This is a genomic window from Bradyrhizobium barranii subsp. apii, from assembly GCF_011516635.5.
GTDB lineage: Bacteria > Pseudomonadota > Alphaproteobacteria > Rhizobiales > Xanthobacteraceae > Bradyrhizobium > Bradyrhizobium barranii.
The window spans coordinates 3,266,842-3,283,445 of sequence record NZ_CP096255.1; the positions used below are offsets into that span (position 1 = coordinate 3,266,842).

The window sequence follows — 16,604 nt, forward strand, 5'->3', positions numbered from 1 at the left end:
GGGAGCGCCGTCGATGCCCACCAAGCCTCAATTACCGGAACGTTCGTCGCGGGCGACGGGCGCGCCCACCGCGCTCGACGGTCTCTTGGTCGTCGATTTTACGCGGGTCGTGGCGGGGCCGGCCTGCACGCAGACGCTTGCCGATTTCGGTGCACGCGTCATCAAGATCGAGAATCCGGATGGTGGCGACGATACGCGCGCCTACGAACACGCCGAAATCGGCGGCGAAAGCGCCGCTTATCTGAGCCTGAACCGCAACAAGCGCGGCATCGCGCTCGACCTGACCGTGCCTCAGGCTCGCGAGATCGCACTGGACCTGATCCGGAAGGCGGATGTGGTCGTGGAGAATTTTTCAAGTGGAGTCATGAAGAAATTCGGCCTCGACTACGAGGCGGTCGCGCCGCTCAACCCGCGGCTGGTCTATTGCTCGATCTCGGCTTACGGACGCACAGGACCATTTGCCGCGCGGCCCGGCTTCGATCCCATCACGCAGGCGGAGAGTGGCTTCATGTCGCTCAATGGGTTTGCCGATGGACCTGCGGTTCGTACCGGGCCGCCGATCGTGGACATGGCGACGGGGATGTCCGCCTGCAACGCCATCTTGCTGGCGCTTTTGGCACGCGATCGGCTCGGCCGCGGGCAGCATGTCGAGGTCGCCCTGTTCGACGTCGCCATGGGCATGACCGGCTTCTACGGCATGGCCTATCTGATCAACGGCGAAAACCCTGGCCGGTTCGGCAATTCACCGAACGGGTCCCCCACTGTCGGTGTCTATGAAGCTTCCGATGGGCCGCTTTACATGGCCTGCGCCAACGACCGGCTCTATCGTCGGCTGGTGGTCGAGGTGCTGAACCGGCCCGATTTGATCACTGATCCGCAGTTCGCGTCGCGCAAAGCGCGCTCTGAGAACAAGGAGCTCCTGCGGGCGGCCATTGCAGAAGTCTTCGCGAGCGATACCCTCGAGAATTGGATGGCAAAGATGAAGCTGGCCAATATCCCGGTCGGCTATCTCCGAACGGTCGAGGAGGGGTTCAATGCGCCCGAGGCCCGCGAGCGCCATCGCCTGAACAGGATTCCGCACCGTACGGCAGGGTGGGTCCCCAATATCGAACCTCCGATCAATATGAGCCTGACGGGAGCGATTGATCCCGTCGCTGCGCCCCTATTAGGCGAGCATACCGAAGACATCCTGCGTGATACGCTCGGTTACGACGAGCGCCGGAGTTCGGATTTCACTCAGAAGGGCGTCTTTGGATCAGGCAAGCCATCGACCTCAGGCCAAGCCTGAGCGGACAGGTCCGCGGAGCCAGGCACCGCAAAGTTTGCGGAAAGCTGCTTTGAGAAGACGGTGTACGTGACATCGCATTCCTGCGGACAGCCGGGATGCAGGGCGACCACGCAACGTTAATCCTGCCCAGCTTGATTTGGCGAAGTTCCCGCCGCATAACTATGTGAAAGCGAGGGACTCGAATGGCGCCTGGTCAAGGGCCGAGCATGGGCCAGCCGACGGGGCAGGAAGCCGGCGAACGCGCCTATGCGGCAATGATCGCGAGGACCCGGGCGCTCGTGCCGCGGCTGCGAGAGCGGGCTGCCCGCACGGAGGAGCTGCGGCATCTTCCGACGGAAACCGAGAAGGATCTCCACGACGCTGGCCTGTTCCGCATGCTGCAGCCGAAGCGCATCGGCGGTGCCGAGCTTGACTATGTCGCCCTTGTCGACTGCGCCGAACTGCTGGGAATGGCGGATGCGTCAGTGGCGTGGAATCTCGCTAACCTGGCGAGCCACCATTGGATGCTCGGCATGTTCGAGCAGAAGGCGCAGGATCTGGTCTGGCGCCGTGATCCCGACGCGCTGATTGCGTCCTCGTTCATTTTTCCAGCTGGTCGTGCCACGAGGGTCGAGGGCGGTTACAGGTTGCACGGGAGCTGGCCGTTCTCCTCGGGCGTTGCCTCCTGCGAATGGAACATGCTTGCAAGCGTTGTCTATTCTGACGACGAAGCGGACGGGATCGAGTACCGAATCTTCCTGTTGCCGAAAGTCGACTACAAGGTGCTCGACACCTGGAATGTTACGGGACTGCGCGGTACCGGCTCCTGCGACGTCGAAGTCAGGGACACTTTCGTGGCCGACTATATGACGGTCGCGGTTGGTGATCTTGCCGGCGGCCCGACGCCGGGAAGCAACGTCAATCCCAATCCGCTGTATTCGCTACCTGTGTTCTCGCTTTTTCCTTACGTCCTCTCTGGCGTCGCGCTGGGGAACGCTCAAGTATGTCTCGACGATTATGCGGAGGTCGCGCGTCATCGCATCTCGACCTACAACCGTGCCAAGCTCAGCGACTTTCAAAGCACGCAGATCAAGATCGCGGAAGCCTCGGCCAAGATCGACGCTGCGCGCCTGATCATGCGTTCGGCCTGCGTCAATGCAATGGAAGATGCGAGGCGCGATCGTACTCCTGATATGGCGACCAAGACCAGGTATCGTCGCGATGGAGCATTTTCGGTGAATCTATGCACCGACGCGGTCTCGATGCTGTTTGCCGCGAGCGGAGCGCGCGGTCTGTTCACGACGGGCGTGTTGCAGCGGCAGTTCCGCGATGCGCACGCGATCAACTCGCATCTTGCGTTCAACTTCGATGCGGCCGGAACCAATTACGGACGGGTGGCTCTGGGCCTGCCGTCCGAGAATCTCACGCTGTGAGGCCGGCCGATGAATGATCTGCCGAAGCAGCCGGCCATTTCCGATCCAGCCAATGAACTCGCCAGCGACAGTTCGCCGATCGATCCTCGCGATTTTCGCAACGCACTTGGCACATACGGAACGGGCGTAACGATCATCACGGCCATGGCCGCTGATGGAAAGCCCTATGGCATCACCTGCAATTCGTTCGCGTCAGTCTCGCTGAATCCCCCTCTGGTCCTGTGGAGCCTCGGATTCTATTCCTCAAGCCTCCCCGTGTTTCAGAACGCCAGCCATTTCGCCGTTCACATACTCGGCACGTCGCAGCAGGCGCTTGCAAACAAATTTGCAAAATCGTCCGAGGACAAGTTCGCCGGGGTCGACTGGACCCCGGGCCTCGGGAACGCGCCGGTCCTTGCCGAGAGTGTCGCCAACTTTCAATGCCGATCGGTCAATCGCTATTATGGCGGTGACCACGTGATCTTTCTCGGCGCGGTCGAGGCCTATGCCTACAGTGCCAAGGAGCCCCTGCTGTTTGCGCGCGGGCGGTATGGCCGGTTCCTAGCTGATGATGAACGCAAGAAGTTGCCATAAGGCGATTCAAGGACGCGCGTCGGCTCAGCGGTCTGTGGCCGAGAGCTTGTAGATTTCCAAAGCGTCCGCGTCGGCGCCGCGTGCAGCCTTGGCCAGCCTGAATATCTGTCCCGCGAGGGTCGCCATCGGCACCGGCGTTGACGTCGCCTGGGCGACATCGGCGACCGTGTCGAGATCCTTGAGCATTGTCGCGATATGGCCAAGCGGCGGCGAGTGGATGCCCTGGACCATGCGCGGCACGAAGAGCTGAAGCGGGATGGAATCCGCAAAGCCGCCGGCGAGCGCCTCGGGCAGCCGGCTTGCGTCAATTCCTGCGTTCGAGGCAAGGCGCGTTGCTTCCGCCAGAACGGCCATCGCGCATCCGACGATCACCTGGTTGCAGAGTTTTGTGGTTTGGCCAGCCCCGATCGGGCCCATGTGGGTGAACCTGCGTGCCATGTGCAGCACGTAGGGCCGTGCCCGCTCGATGTCAGCAGCTTCTCCGCCGGCCATGATGGCGAGCGTGCCTTCCTCTGCGCCCTTGGTGCCGCCGGACACCGGCGCATCTATCCAGCCTGCGCCATTCGCGTCTTTCAGCCGCGCTGCAAGATCGCGCGCGGCGTCGGGATGGATTGACGAGAAGTCAACGACGAGCTTGCCTGCGCCGGAAGCCGCTGCAAGACCGTCGGGGCCGAAAATCACGTCTTCGACGGCGGCGGCATCGGTTACGCACACAAAAACGATATCCGCGTTCGCCAACATGTCGCGGGACGTGGCTGCGCGCCTGGCGCCGGCCGCGACGAGCGGAGCGACCTTGCGCTCCGAACGATTCCAGACAGCGACTTGATGGCCGGCTTTGAGCAGGCGCCGGGTCATCGGCGTTCCCATCAGTCCAAGGCCGAGATAGCCGAGCCTCTCGACGCCCTGCGGGTTTGTATTGCTCGCATCAGCCATAGGTTGCCTCCTTCTGTCGCAACGCAAACGCCGCCTTACCATACATTGCAGGTCGGACAGCGAAACCGTCCGGCTCGCATGGCTTGCCTGATTGTTTGAACCATGAAACATTTGAGTGGTCGGGTTGGGCGGCGCCGGTCGGCGCCGGAGCAGCGGAGTGGGCACGATGCGAACCGTTTCGAAGTGGATCCTGGCTTTGGGAGCGGCCGCGGCTGCGAGCGCGGGGGCAGGCCCGTCATGGGCAGAGCAGACCATTCGCGTCGGCTGGACCATCCCGGCCGAGGAATCCAAGTACTGGATGATGCGCAGGCCGGCCGAGTTTCCCAATATCGGCAAGGCCTACAACATCGAATGGACCCAATTTCAGGGCACCGCGCCGATGACGCAGGCATTGGCGGCCGGCGCGCTGGATTGCGCGACGCAAGCGCCGCTCTCGCTGGCCAACGGTGTGGTCGGCGGCAATCTCAAGGCCTACATCGTGGCGCAGCACGTCTTCGAGAAGCCCGGCGGTTTTTCGGTCTATTGGGCGGTAATGGATGACTCGCCGATCAAGACGATCGTCGATCTCAAGGGCAAGACGGTCGGCATTTCCGTGATCGGCGGCGGCACGCAAGGCCCCTTCAACCTGTTGCTCAAGCAGAATGGCGTCGATCCGGCCAAGGACATCAAGCTGGTTGAGGTCGGCTTTGCCGTCTCCGAAGATGCGCTGCGCCAGGGCCGTGTCGACGCGGTCAACATGAACCAGCCCTTTGCCGCACGTGCGGAGGCGAAGGGTGGCACAAGAAAGCTGTTCTCATTGTCGCAGGCGATGCCGAACATCGTGCACATCCTGGAAGCCTGCCGCGCTGATTTCGTCGACAAGAACCCCGACTTGGTGAAGGCCTACGTGCGTGACATTACCTCAGGTATGAAGAAAGCGCTGGCCAACCGCGAAGAGACGCTAAAGGTCGTGAATGAGGTTCTGAAGGCGCCTATTCCGGTCCTCGAGACCTATCTGCTCAAGGACAACGATTTCGGCCGCGATCCGGGTGCGGCGCCGAACTTCCCCGCGATCCAGAAGATGCTGGACATCTACGCGGAGACCGGAATGCTGCCGAAGCTGGATGCCATGCAGTTCAAGCACGCGACGATCGTCGCGCCGCTGGAATAGGCGACGGGCGAATTGTCCGAACGAGGGGGCGCGGCGTCCCGGATCATCCCGGACGTTGCATGAAGAAGATGCGCGCATGAAGAAGTTGCGATCACGGGTCACGACTGACGGCCTCGACCGGGCTCCGCACCGCGCTTTCATGCGCGCAATGGGGCTCGACGACGCCGCGATCGCCAAGCCGATGGTGGGCGTCGTCAGCATGAAGGGCGAGCAGACGCCCTGCAATATGACCCACGACTTCCAGGTGGCCGCGGCCAAGACGGGAATCGAGGAGGCGGGCGGCACGCCGCGCGAATTCTCCACCGTGTCGGTCTCCGACGGCATCAGCATGAATCACGAGGGAATGAAGTTTTCTCTCTTTTCACGCGAGCTGATTGCCGATTCGATCGAAGCCGTCGTTCATGGTCTCGCCTATGACGCGCTGATCGGGTACGGCGGATGCGACAAGACGCTTCCCGGCGTGATGATGGGCATGGTTCGTTGCAACGTACCGTCCATTTTCATCTATGGCGGCAGCTCGTTGCCGGGCCGGGTGGACGGGCGGACTCTCACGGTGCTCGACTCCTATGAAGCTGTCGGCAGCTTCATGACCGGAGAGATCGACGGCGCCACGCTCGAACGGATCGAGCGCGCCTGCCTGCCGACCATTGGCGCGTGCGCTGGCCAATTTACCGCGAACACGATGGGGATGGTGTCGGAGGCGATGGGGCTGACCATTCCCAACGTCTCGATGGTGCCCGGTGTCTATGCCGAACGTGCACAGATCTCGCGCCGCGCCGGGCGGCTGGTGATGGAGATGCTGGAACGTGGTGGCCCGCTGCCGCGCGACCTCGTGACTCGCAAATCCCTCGAGAACGGTGCGGCGATTGTTGCCGCCACGGGCGGCTCGACCAACGCTGCGCTGCATCTGCCGGCGATCGCGAATGAGGCCGGGATCGCATTCACGATCGATGACGTCGGCAAGGTCTTTGCCAGGACGCCGCTGATTGGAAACTTGCGGCCGGGCGGCAAGTACACTGCGAAGGATGTCTACGACATCGGCGGCGCGGCCGTCGTGATCCGCGAGTTGATCCAGAGCGGGCACATCGATGGGAGTTGCTTGTCCGTCACCGGGCGCACGCTCGCCGAAGAATATGGCGCGGCCAATGCTCCCGATGGTGAAGTCGTTTACGCGTCTCGTGCGCCGATCATGCCTGATGGTGGCGTGGCGGTTCTGAAGGGCAATCTCTGTCCAGACGGTGCGGTGATCAAGGTCGCAGGTTTGAAGAGTCAGCACTTCGAGGGCGTTGCGCGCGTCTTCGAAGATGAGGAGGCATGTGTCAAAGCGGTCCGTGACCGCGCCTACACGGCGGGCGAGGTGCTGGTGATCCGCAATGAAGGGCCAGTCGGCGGCCCGGGCATGCGCGAGATGCTTGGCGTTACCGCGCTGATCTACGGCCAGGGTATGGGCGAGAAGGTGGCCCTGATCACCGATGGGCGGTTCTCCGGCGCTACTCGCGGCATGTGCATCGGCTACGTGTCCCCCGAAGCGTTCGTCGGCGGTCCGTTGGCGCTTGTTCGCGACGGCGACAGGATCCGGATCGATGCCGCAAACCGGCGGATGGATATGCTGGTCGACGACCAGGAACTCACGGCGCGCCGACGCGATTGGAAGCCGAGGCCGCCCCGTCACCGTGCAGGTGCGCTCGCAAAGTATGCGCGGCTGGTCGGACAGGCGCCGGGCGGGGCCGTCACACATGAGGGCCCTGCAGAATGGCCTTGGTTCGAATGACGCGCCGCTTCCGTGCGAGAATGACCGCCTGTCTGGCAAGTTTCTTGCTAAGCTCGATCAGCTGATGGAGGACATCAGCGGATCGGTTGCGTGACGTTCGCGCGTGAGTCAAGCGAGAGACGGAATGAGGGTAGTGCCTTCGAGATCGAGCGAATGGGTGAATCCGGTGACGTCACAAAGGCCGGCTTCTGCGATCATCGAGATCGACCGCGTCTCCCAGGTTTTCCAGACCTCGGCGCGCAAGGATCATTTGGCGCTATCGGACATCTCGCTGACGATCGAGGAAGGAGCCTTCGTCTCCGTCCTTGGTCCGTCCGGCTGCGGCAAGTCGACACTTCTTTATATCGTCGGCGGCTTCGTCAACCCGACCAGCGGCGTGGCGAGGATAAAGGGACAGACGATCACGGGGCCGGGTCCGGATCGCGGACCAGTGTTTCAAGAGTTCGCTCTGTTTCCCTGGAAGACCGTGTTGGGCAATGTGATGTATGGCCCGCGCCAGCAAGGTGTGCCTGCCACCGAGGCCGGAGCACAGAGCCGGGCCTTGATCGAGATGGTCGGCCTCAAAGGCTATGAGAACTTTTATCCCAAGGAGCTCTCGGGTGGCATGAAGCAGCGCGTCGCGCTGGCCCGGACATTGGCTTACCACCCTGAAGTTCTGCTGATGGACGAGCCGTTCGGCGCGCTCGACGCGCACACCCGTACACGCCTCCAGAATGATCTCCTGAACATCTGGGAGCGTGACCGCAAGACGGTGCTGTTCGTGACCCATTCGGTCGACGAGGCCGTCTTCCTGTCGGACAAGGTCGTGATGATGTCGAAATCTCCCGGCCGCATTCGGCAGGTGATCGACATCAATCTGCCCCGGCCGCGTCGCCGCAACGAGCTGTTGCTCGATCCGCGCTACCAGAAATACGTCGTCGACATCGAGCGCATGTTCGACGAGGTCGACGAGACTGGATCGCCGTCATGACATCGCTGGCTGCAGCCTCCAGACGCGCCGCCCCGGTGTTCGCTTGTATCGGGCTGCTGGCAGTGTGGCAGGTCGCGTCGCTCGCGCTGAAGAACGACAGCTTTCCGACGGCGATCCAGGCGATCCGCGCGATCCCGGACATCCTTGGCGACAAGGAGTCGCTGATCAATATCCTGGCCTCGCTTCGCCGCATGGCGATCGGGTTCAGTGTAGCCGTGCTCGTTTCGATCCCGCTGGGTCTGTTGATGGGGCGTAGCCGCGCCGTCGCGGCCTTCTTCAACCCGCTTCTGATGGTGATCTATCCGGTGCCGAAAGCGGCGCTGATGCCGATCATCATGCTTTGGCTGGGCGTCGGCGACATCACGAAGACGCTGGTGATCTTCCTCGGCGTCAGCCTTCCCGTGATCTATCACAGCTTTGAGGGCGCCCAGGCCGTCGAAGAGAAGATGCTGTGGTCGGGCGCCGCGATGGGACTTTCGCCGCTGCAACGGCTGGTGCGGATCGTGCTGCCCGCGGCGCTGCCGGAGATCCTGACCGGATGTCGCACAGGTCTCGTGCTGGCGTTGATCACGATGATCACCAGCGAGATGATCGCCCGCCAGTCCGGCGCCGGCAACATTCTGTTCAATGCACTGGACATGGGCCAATACGACACCGGCTTCGCGATGATCATCATCGTGGGGGCGATGGGAATTTGCCTCGATGCGATTTTCGAGCGGGTCCGCGCACGGCTGGTGCGCTGGTCCGAGCCTCAGTTCGACATGCCGCTGAGCTTCTCATGACATCGCGTCTTCCCTCAGCAAACGTCGTTCTCGGGCTCGCGCCGATTGTGCTGGTGATCGCGGTTTGGCAAGGCCTCGTATCGTTCGGCTTTGCGCCTGCGGTCTTGCTGCCGCCCCCGGGATACGTCTTCAGCAGGTTGCTCCAGCAACTCGTGACGTGGACGTTTCAGCAGGAGATCGCGGCGACCCTGATTCGGCTGTTTGCCGGCTTTGCCATTGCGGTCGTGCTCGGTGTAAGTATCGGCATCGCCGCGGCCGCCAATCCAGCGATCAATGCCGTGGTTCGGCCAATCGTGCGCGTATTGGCGCCGTTGCCTAAAGTCGCACTCTATCCGGCGCTGCTGCTTCTGCTCGGCTTCGGTCACGGATCGAAGATTACGCTGGTGGCTGCGGATGCGCTTTTTCCCATTTTGCTGTCCACCTATTACGGCGCGTCAGCCGTCGAGCAGAAGCTGATCTGGTCGGCGATGGCAGCGGGAACGCCGCGCTATGAAATCTTGTTCAAGGTGGTCTTACCGGCAGCGATGCCGTCGATCCTGACTGGCTGCCGGATCGGCCTTGTCATTTCCTGCATCGTGGTGTTTCTGGCCGAGATGATCACGTCGACGGACGGGTTGGGGCATGTGCTGGTGACGGCGGCCCGAACCTTTCAGGCCGTCGATATGTTCGTACCGCTGATCACGATTTCGCTGCTGGGGTTGATCCTGAACGGCTTGCTGGGCGCCCTGCGATCGTATCTCTTGCGGGGCTTCCCCGAAGCGTGATCTGACTGAACAGAAGAAACCAGAAGACCGGGAGTGAACCATGCTGGCGGATCGCATCGAGGCAAAATGGATCGACGCGTTTTGCGAGATCTTTGAGCGCTGCGCCGTCAAGGCCGGCGATACCGCGGCGATCCTCTCGGAAACCCAATCGCGTGCGCTGAACGTTCATTTGGCGGAGCTCGCCCTGCTGCGGATGGGCGCGCGGCCGTTTCATGTGGTGATGCCGACGCCGCGTAACCGGAATATCGTGCCGGTTCGCTCGACCGGCGCAAGCGAGGCAATCCAGCGGCTTGGTCCGGTCATCACCGCACTCCAGCAGGCCGGCTTTGTGGTGGATTGCACCATCGAGGGTCTGATGCACGCGGTGGAGACGCCGGATATCCTCAAGGCCGGAGCGCGGATATTGGTGATCTCCAACGAACACCCGGAAGCGCTGGAGCGGATGGTGCCGGATCCCGCACTCGAGAAACGCGTTCGCGCGGCGGCGAAGTTGTTGCGTGGGACGAAGCGGATGCGCGTGACATCGAAAGCCGGCACGGCGCTCGACGTTGACATGGTCGGTGCGTCCACGGTCGGCGTGTGGGGCTGGACCGACAAGCCGGGCACGTTGGCGCACTGGCCCGGTGGCATTGTGGTTAGCTTTCCCAAGAGCGGAACGATCAACGGGACGTTGGTGATGGCGCCCGGTGACATCAATTTGACCTTCAAGCGCTACCTGGCGTCCCCGGTGAAAATGACGCTGAAGGACGATTACGTCGTCGAGCTGGAGGGCGAGGGCACGGATGCGGCGATGATGCGTGCCTATCTCGCAGCGTGGGGCGATCGCGAGGCCTATGCGGTCTCGCATGTCGGCTTCGGCATGAACCCGGGGGCCCGCTACGAAGCCCTCTCGATGTATGACCAGCGCGACACCAACGGCACTGAAATTCGTGCCGTCTCCGGCAATTTCCTGTTCTCGACCGGCGCGAACGAATTTGCCGGCCGCTACACGGCGGGCCACTTTGATTTGCCGATGATGGGAACGACGATCGAACTCGACGGCGTCGCGGTCGTTCGTGAAGGCGTGCTGCAGGACGTCTTCGGCTAGCTGCGGTCGAGGACCGGTGGGCGCGCCAGGCCGAAATGCCGGAGCAGGTCGACCATGGCCTGAAGCCGCTTCACGCGATAGGCATCGACGTCCATGCCTGAATAATCGAGGAAGCCGGCACCCGTTCGCAAGCCGATCCGGCCTTCTTGCATATTGCGGGAAATGACGTCCGGCGCGCGATAGCGGTCGCTTCCGAGCGCGCCTTCGAGGTACCGGCTGGCGTAGTACAAGATGTCGCCGCCGCCCCAGTCGATGAACTCGAGCAGTCCGAGCACGGCATAGCGGAAGCCAAAGCCGTAACGGATCGCTTTGTCGATCTCCTCGGCGCTGGCGACGCCTTCCTCGACCATGCGTGCGGCCTCGTTCATCGCCAGCGCCTGGATGCGCGGGACGATGAAGCCGGGCGTCGCCGCGCAGACCACGGGGACCTTTCCGATGGCTTCGAGCAGCGCTTTGACCTCATCGATGATGGCGGGATCGGTGGCTTTGCCGGGCGAAATCTCGACCAGCGGGATCAGATAGGCCGGATTGAGCCAGTGCACATTGAGGAAGCGCCGAGGGTTCACGATCGCCCCAGCGAGATCGTCGACGAGGATGGTCGACGTGGTCGAAGCGATGATCGTATCCGGGCCGACTTGTTTTGAAGCCGCCCCCAGCACCTCGCGCTTGAGCTCGACGACCTCAGGAACGCCCTCGAAAACCATTCCGGCGCCGGACAGCGCTACGCCGCTTCGGCTGGCTGGCACCACCGAGACCCGTGCGATAAGCGGATCGACATCTGCCTCGTTCAGCAGTCCCAGCTTCGACAGGCTGGCAAAGGTCTTCCTGACTTCGTCGAGCGCGTCCGCCTCCAGCTTGGCGAAATCTTCCGCGGAACGGCCCTTGATGTCGATCATCGTGACCATATGCCCTGCGTAGGCGAACGCGACGGCGATGCCGCGCCCCATGCGGCCGGCCCCGAGGCAGGCAATGTTGGCGCGGCTGGTCATCGGTCAAAATCCCCTGCGAAGAAGCGCCTGGAGCTCGGCTTTGCCGAGATTGCCAAGCCCCAGCGTCTCGAGCGTTCGGCCGCGCTGCGCAAAATCCTCGCCGCAAATCGCACCGCCGATGGCCAGAAAGGCCTTGGCCAACGGTGTGGGCGTGCCCGCCAGGGCGGCGGCGGAGACCAGCAGCGACAGCCCAAGCCGCAGATCCTCACGCATATAGCGGTGCTCGGTCAGCACGATCCGCTCGCGCCAGTCGCCGGAATCGGTCAGCCGGTCGTGCGAGCCACGGCCATACATCCAGATCTCGCCCTCCTTGGCGTAGTGGTGGGCCAGCGGGAAATGCGGTGCGCCATAGCCAAGCGCTTCGCGCACCGCGATCCGTTCTGCGTCGAGCGCGTCGGTCACCCGGCGGATCGCGGCCTGCGTTCCTTCCTTGTGGATGTCCCATCGTTCGAAATGCTCGATCGGGCCCGCGTTCATCACGATCAGCGGCGGGTGAATAATGGGCCCAGCATTCATCAGCGCGCCGGAGAGCGCATCGCCGCAGGGCTCGATCGCATCAGGGAAAGCGCGTCCGATCACTTCGATTGCATGCGCGGCCCGATCGAGCGGAAACACGCCGACCGGCAACCGCTTGGCGCGGATGGTAATCGCGACCTCGAACGGCCCGTGCTTGCGGGTCAGCCAAGGCAGCGTGCCGGTCTCGGCAAAACTTGCCTTGGCGTGGTTTCCGGCATCCCGCGCGGCTTGGGCGAAGATCATCGAGCCGAATGTGGCGGGCGGCAAGAACACGACCTGGCCGTCCCGCAGATGCGGAGCGAGCAAGCGAGCAATGTCCGGCTGCGCGAAGGCAGGGGCGGGACACAGAATCAGCTCGGTGCCATCAATTGCTTCGGCGATGTCGGTCGTCACCAGCGCGAGCTTCACATCGTGCCGGCCATTATGATCCTTCACCAGGATGCGCGAGCCGGCAGCGCGATGCGCCGTCACCTGATCGGTGTCGCGGCGCCAGAGCCGGACCTCATGCCCCGACAGCGCAAAATCGCCCGCGGCCGCGAAAGAGCCGTTTCCCCCACCCAGAACTGCAATCTTCAAGATGCTTCTCCTTGCGCGCGCGACTGCGCATCAAGCTGCTTCAGCAGGAAATGCTGGACCTTGCCCAGTGCCGTGCGCGGCAGGTCGTCGACGAAGACGATGTCGCGCGGAACCTTGTAACGGGCGAGCTGCGTCTGAAGATGCGCCCTCAGCTCGTCCACTTCGAGCCGGGAGCCGGACCGCCCGATGACATAGGCGATCGGCACCTCGTCCCAGCGCGGGTCCGGCCGGCCGATCACGGCGCATTCGCTGACATCGGGATGTTCGAGCAGGACGCGCTCGACCTCGGCCGGATAGACGTTCTCGCCGCCGGAAATGATCACATTCTTCTTGCGGTCGCGGACCCAGAAATACCCGTCGGCATCGCACAGGCCGATATCGCCGGTGCGATACCAACCGTCGTGCAGCGCATCGTGCGTGGCATCCGCATTGCCCCAATATTCGAAAAACACGTTGGGCCCGCGCACGGCGATTTCGCCCGGCGTACCCGCAGGGACCTCATTGCCGGCCTGATCGATCACCTTCGCTTCGCAGCACAGGCCGGCAAGTCCAGTCGATCCCGCGCGCGAAAGATCGCCGCCAAGCCGGGTGTAGACTGCGATGGGGCAAGTTTCCGTCGATCCATAAACCTGAAGCACCGGAACATCGCGCGCCACGAAGCGATCGATCAGGTGCGGTGGCACGATGGTCGAGCCGGTCGAGACGGCTTTGAGCGACGAGAGATCGGTCGTTGTCCAGGCGGGATGCTCGCTCACGGCCTGAAGGATTGCAGGCACCATCACTGTCAGGGTCGGTCGTTCCCGTTCAATGGCCGCGAGCGCAGTATCTGGCGTGAAGCGGGCGTGGATTGTGACGGTCGCACCAAGCTGCAGCGCCGGCGTGGTCTGGATGTTGAGGCCGCCGACATGGAAGAATGGCAGCACCGTCAGCACGCGATCATCTGACGTCATGTTGTGCATATGCTGGCTCATGACGCCATTCCAGAACAAGGCTTCTTGCCGCAGAACAGCGCCCTTCGGCCGTCCCGTCGTTCCAGACGTGTAGACGACGAGCAGCGGGCAGGAGAGATCAGTGTGCGGATTGCGGCCGCCGCCTTCGCTGCGAGCCAGCAGGTCTTCGAATGTCACGCCCCGCGACGGCGCGAAATCGAGGCCGATGACGGTCGTCCCCGGCGCAAGCTCCGGGAGAACTCCGGCAAATGCCTGCTCGAGTACCAGGACCTTTGCGCCCGCATCGGTGAGAATGAAGCGCTGCTCGGCAACCGCCAGCCGCCAGTTCAGCGGCACCAGCATCGCACCAAGTCGCGCGCATGCGTAGAGCAGAACCAGATAGTCCGGCCGGTTCAGGCTCAGGATTGCGACGCGGTCGCCTCGGCCGACGCCGAGCTCCTGCTTCAACGCCGTGGCGGTCCGTTCGATGCGCGCGGCGAGTGCGGCGTAGCTCAGCCGCTCACCCTCGAAGGCGATCGCCGTCTTGTCTGGCGCGAACGCCGCGTTGCGATCGATCAGACTACAGAGGTCCACGGTCAGTCGTCCGTTTCACCGGCCTCGTACAGCGCCTCGCGCCCGATCCGGTCGAGGCAGAGCTCGGCGGTCCAGGGCAGCATCAGCGAGCCGCAGCGGCTGTCGCGATAGATGCGCTCCAGCGGCAGCGAGCGGAGCATGGCCTGACCGCCGCAGGTGCGGATCGCGAGCGCGGCGAGCTCATTGGCGCCCTCCATCACCGAATATTGCGCGGCATAGGCGCGCAGCACCTGCTCCTTGCTTGGATTGGCGTGGGCCTCGGTGACGGCCTGGAACCAGATCGCCTTGATCTGCTCGAGCTTGATCTGCATCTGCGCGACCGCGATCTGCTTGGTCGGGTACATCCGGCGCTTGACCGGCGGCATGCCCGGTACCTCGCCGCGAAGATAGCGCACGGTGAAATCATAGGTGGCTTGCGCCAGGCCCATATAGGTCGGCGACAGCGTCAGGAACATGTGAGGCCAGCGCATCGCCGCCTGGAAATAGACGCCGCGCGGCATCAGCGCGGAATCCTCAGGGACGAACACATCCTTGAACAGCAGCGTGCGAGAGACTGTGCCGCGCATGCCGAGCGGATCCCAGTCGCCGACTACCGAGACACCGTCCGATTTCGCGGAGATCGCGAGGTAAAGGGTGTTGCGGCGCGAGGCTTTTTCGCCCTCCTCCATCTCGGTGCAGAGCACGCCGTAGTAGTCGGCATGACCGGACAGCGATGCAAAGATCTTCTTGCCGTTGACGATCCAACCGCCCTTTACGGGCTTTGCTTCCGTGCCGAACGCGACGCCACCGGCCGCGGCCGCTCCGCCCTCGGAAAAGGGCTGCGAGTAGATCGCGCCATCCTCGACGATACGCTTGTAATGAACCGCGCGCCGCCGCTCGTGCTCGGCGCGGGTCTCCGCGTCCATGTCGAGATCGTCGGCGAGCGGACCTGACCACAGGGTCGAGCAGACGTGCATGTTCCAGGTGAGGGCGGTCGCGCCGCAATAGCGGCCGATTTCCGCTGCCGCCAGTGCGTAAGTTTGATAGTTCGCGCCGAGCCCGCCATGCTTCTTGGGCACCGCGATGCCGAGCAGGCCGACGCGATGCAGGTCGCGATAATTCTCTGTCGGGAAGATCGCCTCGCGATCGTAAGTCGCCGCGCGACCAGCGAACACGCTCTGGCCGATCTCGCGGGCGCGCGCGATGATGCCGGCCTGCTCGTCGTTCAGGCGGAATGCGACGGGATCGAAGATCGGCGTATCCAGCGCGACCTTGTCGGTTGCGCCGATGTTCTTTCTGACTTGCATGGTCATTGCGCAGCCACCCTACGTTTTGGTCGCGACGGAATTCAGGAACCGGCCGAGGGCTTCGTCGAACGCGTCAGCGCGTTCAAGGTTGGCGAGATGGCCGACACCAGCCAGCTCGACATATTCGGCAGAGGGAATGAATGTTGCCGTCTTTGCCATCATGGTAGCAGGCGCGTTGTTGTCCTTGGAGCCGGACAGCAACAGCGTCGGGACGGAAATGTCCTTGAGCGTGCTGCGCTGATCGAAGCCCATCAAAGCCAGCATCATGGCGCGATAGCTCGCCTCGGGCACGCTTGCCATGCACTCGCGCGCAAGCTCCATTCCCTTCGGATCAGGATCGTCGCCGACAAGCTCCTTCACCAGGGAAGGGGCCAGCGACTTCATGGTCTCGCCGCGATCGAGCGGCCCAAGCCGCGCCGCGATGAACGATTTTTGCCAATCGCCATCGGCCTTGCCGAAGGCCGGGCTGGTCTGCGCGAGGACGACTGCGCGGGCCAGCTTCGGAGATTGCGCCAGCCATTTCTGGACGATCATGCCACCGATCGAATGGCCGACCAGAATTGGCGCGGTCGCACCAAGCTGCTCAATGAATTGCTGGAGCGCATCGGCAAGGGCCGCGATGCTGACGCTGGCGAGCGGCGCCGATCCGCCGTAGCCCGGCATGTCCCACGCAATCGCGCGGAACTGGGTGCTGAATCTCGCGAGCTGCTGCCGCCAGGCCCGTGCCGCGCCGCCAATGCCATGCAGGAAGATCAGGGGTGTCGCGTCCGGATCGCCCGCGGCTTCATAGGCGAAGCGGCCGTCTTTTGTTATCATTGGCGCAGGCTGCGACACGCGACATCCTTTTGCTCAGCCGGTCGATGCTAACAGGCCTGTAGGGGATGGGAAGCGATAATTTTATACTTAAAGCAATTTTCGGGCCGGTCTCTCGCGCGAAGGCTTCGCGGCGCTACGGCAGCTTCGTTGCAAAAACTTGAAGGTTAA

The 16,604-nt window shown here is 63.1% G+C and carries 15 protein-coding genes; 9 read left to right on the forward strand and 6 right to left on the reverse strand.

Features of this window, described 5'->3' with window-relative positions; genetic code table 11:
* The first annotated feature begins 13 nt into the window (after positions 1–13).
* From HAP41_RS15560 to HAP41_RS15570, 3 genes are all read left to right on the forward strand, one after another.
* On the forward strand, positions 14–1,288 hold the full coding sequence (locus tag HAP41_RS15560) for a CaiB/BaiF CoA transferase family protein (protein WP_166105981.1): 1,275 nt from the start codon (positions 14–16) through the stop codon (positions 1,286–1,288).
* A gap of 206 nt (positions 1,289–1,494) precedes the next feature.
* The gene (locus tag HAP41_RS15565; protein WP_224580832.1) at positions 1,495–2,700 is read left to right on the forward strand and encodes an acyl-CoA dehydrogenase family protein; all 1,206 of its coding nucleotides are present in this window, start codon (positions 1,495–1,497) and stop codon (positions 2,698–2,700) included.
* Between the two features lie 9 nt (positions 2,701–2,709).
* Positions 2,710–3,273, forward strand: a complete 564-nt coding sequence (locus HAP41_RS15570) for a flavin reductase family protein (protein ID WP_166100155.1) — start codon at positions 2,710–2,712, stop codon at positions 3,271–3,273.
* Between the two features lie 24 nt (positions 3,274–3,297).
* Here the strand turns inward: HAP41_RS15570 and HAP41_RS15575 are convergent, their stop codons facing one another.
* Positions 3,298–4,206 carry an NAD(P)-dependent oxidoreductase gene (locus HAP41_RS15575; protein WP_166105979.1) on the reverse strand — a complete coding sequence of 303 codons (909 nt, stop codon included), beginning with the start codon at positions 4,204–4,206 and terminating at the stop codon, positions 3,298–3,300.
* A gap of 166 nt (positions 4,207–4,372) precedes the next feature.
* On the opposite strand from HAP41_RS15575, the gene HAP41_RS15580 reads away from it, so the two are divergent.
* The 6 genes from HAP41_RS15580 (at position 4,373) to HAP41_RS15605 (ending at position 10,730) form a co-directional block, all read left to right on the forward strand.
* Entirely contained in the window at positions 4,373–5,356 is a 984-nt protein-coding gene (locus tag HAP41_RS15580; RefSeq protein WP_166100146.1) for an ABC transporter substrate-binding protein, read from the forward strand.
* A 76-nt stretch (positions 5,357–5,432) separates the two neighbouring features.
* Complete coding sequence (gene ilvD, locus HAP41_RS15585; protein ID WP_166100142.1) at positions 5,433–7,127, forward strand: dihydroxy-acid dehydratase; 1,695 nt, start codon at positions 5,433–5,435, stop codon at positions 7,125–7,127.
* 124 nt (positions 7,128–7,251) lie between these two features.
* A complete protein-coding gene (locus HAP41_RS15590) occupies positions 7,252–8,097 on the forward strand; it encodes an ABC transporter ATP-binding protein (protein ID WP_166100137.1) in 846 nt (281 codons plus the stop codon).
* Entirely contained in the window at positions 8,094–8,879 is a 786-nt protein-coding gene (locus tag HAP41_RS15595; protein ID WP_166100130.1) for an ABC transporter permease, read from the forward strand. Before HAP41_RS15590 ends, HAP41_RS15595 begins: the two co-directional genes overlap by 4 nt.
* Complete coding sequence (locus tag HAP41_RS15600; RefSeq protein WP_063982078.1) at positions 8,876–9,643, forward strand: ABC transporter permease; 768 nt, start codon at positions 8,876–8,878, stop codon at positions 9,641–9,643. The genes HAP41_RS15595 and HAP41_RS15600 overlap by 4 nt, the downstream gene beginning before the upstream one ends.
* Positions 9,644–9,683: 40 nt before the next feature.
* Positions 9,684–10,730 carry a 2,5-dihydroxypyridine 5,6-dioxygenase NicX family protein gene (locus HAP41_RS15605; RefSeq protein ID WP_166100127.1) on the forward strand — a complete coding sequence of 349 codons (1,047 nt, stop codon included), beginning with the start codon at positions 9,684–9,686 and terminating at the stop codon, positions 10,728–10,730.
* On the opposite strand, the gene HAP41_RS15610 is transcribed toward HAP41_RS15605, so the two are convergent.
* The 5 genes from HAP41_RS15610 to HAP41_RS15630 are packed head-to-tail and all read right to left on the reverse strand — an operon-like array spanning position 10,727 to position 16,436.
* Positions 10,727–11,719 carry a 3-hydroxybutyryl-CoA dehydrogenase gene (locus tag HAP41_RS15610; RefSeq protein WP_071911830.1) on the reverse strand — a complete coding sequence of 331 codons (993 nt, stop codon included), beginning with the start codon at positions 11,717–11,719 and terminating at the stop codon, positions 10,727–10,729. The two genes, HAP41_RS15605 and HAP41_RS15610, sit on opposite strands and share 4 nt — an antisense overlap.
* Before the next feature lie 3 nt (positions 11,720–11,722).
* Positions 11,723–12,811 (reverse strand): NAD/NADP-dependent octopine/nopaline dehydrogenase family protein, encoded by a 1,089-nt coding sequence (locus HAP41_RS15615; RefSeq protein WP_166100119.1) that lies wholly within the window; start codon positions 12,809–12,811, stop codon positions 11,723–11,725.
* A complete protein-coding gene (locus tag HAP41_RS15620) occupies positions 12,808–14,334 on the reverse strand; it encodes a class I adenylate-forming enzyme family protein (protein WP_166100116.1) in 1,527 nt (508 codons plus the stop codon). The genes HAP41_RS15615 and HAP41_RS15620 overlap by 4 nt, the downstream gene beginning before the upstream one ends.
* A gap of 2 nt (positions 14,335–14,336) precedes the next feature.
* A complete protein-coding gene (locus HAP41_RS15625) occupies positions 14,337–15,626 on the reverse strand; it encodes an acyl-CoA dehydrogenase family protein (protein ID WP_166100113.1) in 1,290 nt (429 codons plus the stop codon).
* Between the two features lie 12 nt (positions 15,627–15,638).
* On the reverse strand, positions 15,639–16,436 hold the full coding sequence (locus HAP41_RS15630; protein ID WP_175618119.1) for an alpha/beta fold hydrolase: 798 nt from the start codon (positions 16,434–16,436) through the stop codon (positions 15,639–15,641).
* Positions 16,437–16,604: the final 168 nt, after the last annotated feature.

Coding starts and splice junctions, on each gene's coding strand:
- HAP41_RS15560 (WP_166105981.1), top strand. CDS start 14: ATGCCCACCAAGCCTCAATTACCGGAACGTTCGTCGCGGGCGACGGGC.
- HAP41_RS15565 (WP_224580832.1), top strand. CDS start 1,495: ATGGGCCAGCCGACGGGGCAGGAAGCCGGCGAACGCGCCTATGCGGCA.
- HAP41_RS15570 (WP_166100155.1), top strand. CDS start 2,710: ATGAATGATCTGCCGAAGCAGCCGGCCATTTCCGATCCAGCCAATGAA.
- HAP41_RS15575 (WP_166105979.1), bottom strand. CDS start 4,206: ATGGCTGATGCGAGCAATACAAACCCGCAGGGCGTCGAGAGGCTCGGC.
- HAP41_RS15580 (WP_166100146.1), top strand. CDS start 4,373: ATGCGAACCGTTTCGAAGTGGATCCTGGCTTTGGGAGCGGCCGCGGCT.
- ilvD (WP_166100142.1), top strand. CDS start 5,433: ATGAAGAAGTTGCGATCACGGGTCACGACTGACGGCCTCGACCGGGCT.
- HAP41_RS15590 (WP_166100137.1), top strand. CDS start 7,252: ATGAGGGTAGTGCCTTCGAGATCGAGCGAATGGGTGAATCCGGTGACG.
- HAP41_RS15595 (WP_166100130.1), top strand. CDS start 8,094: ATGACATCGCTGGCTGCAGCCTCCAGACGCGCCGCCCCGGTGTTCGCT.
- HAP41_RS15600 (WP_063982078.1), top strand. CDS start 8,876: ATGACATCGCGTCTTCCCTCAGCAAACGTCGTTCTCGGGCTCGCGCCG.
- HAP41_RS15605 (WP_166100127.1), top strand. CDS start 9,684: ATGCTGGCGGATCGCATCGAGGCAAAATGGATCGACGCGTTTTGCGAG.
- HAP41_RS15610 (WP_071911830.1), bottom strand. CDS start 11,719: ATGACCAGCCGCGCCAACATTGCCTGCCTCGGGGCCGGCCGCATGGGG.
- HAP41_RS15625 (WP_166100113.1), bottom strand. CDS start 15,626: ATGACCATGCAAGTCAGAAAGAACATCGGCGCAACCGACAAGGTCGCG.
- HAP41_RS15630 (WP_175618119.1), bottom strand. CDS start 16,436: ATGATAACAAAAGACGGCCGCTTCGCCTATGAAGCCGCGGGCGATCCG.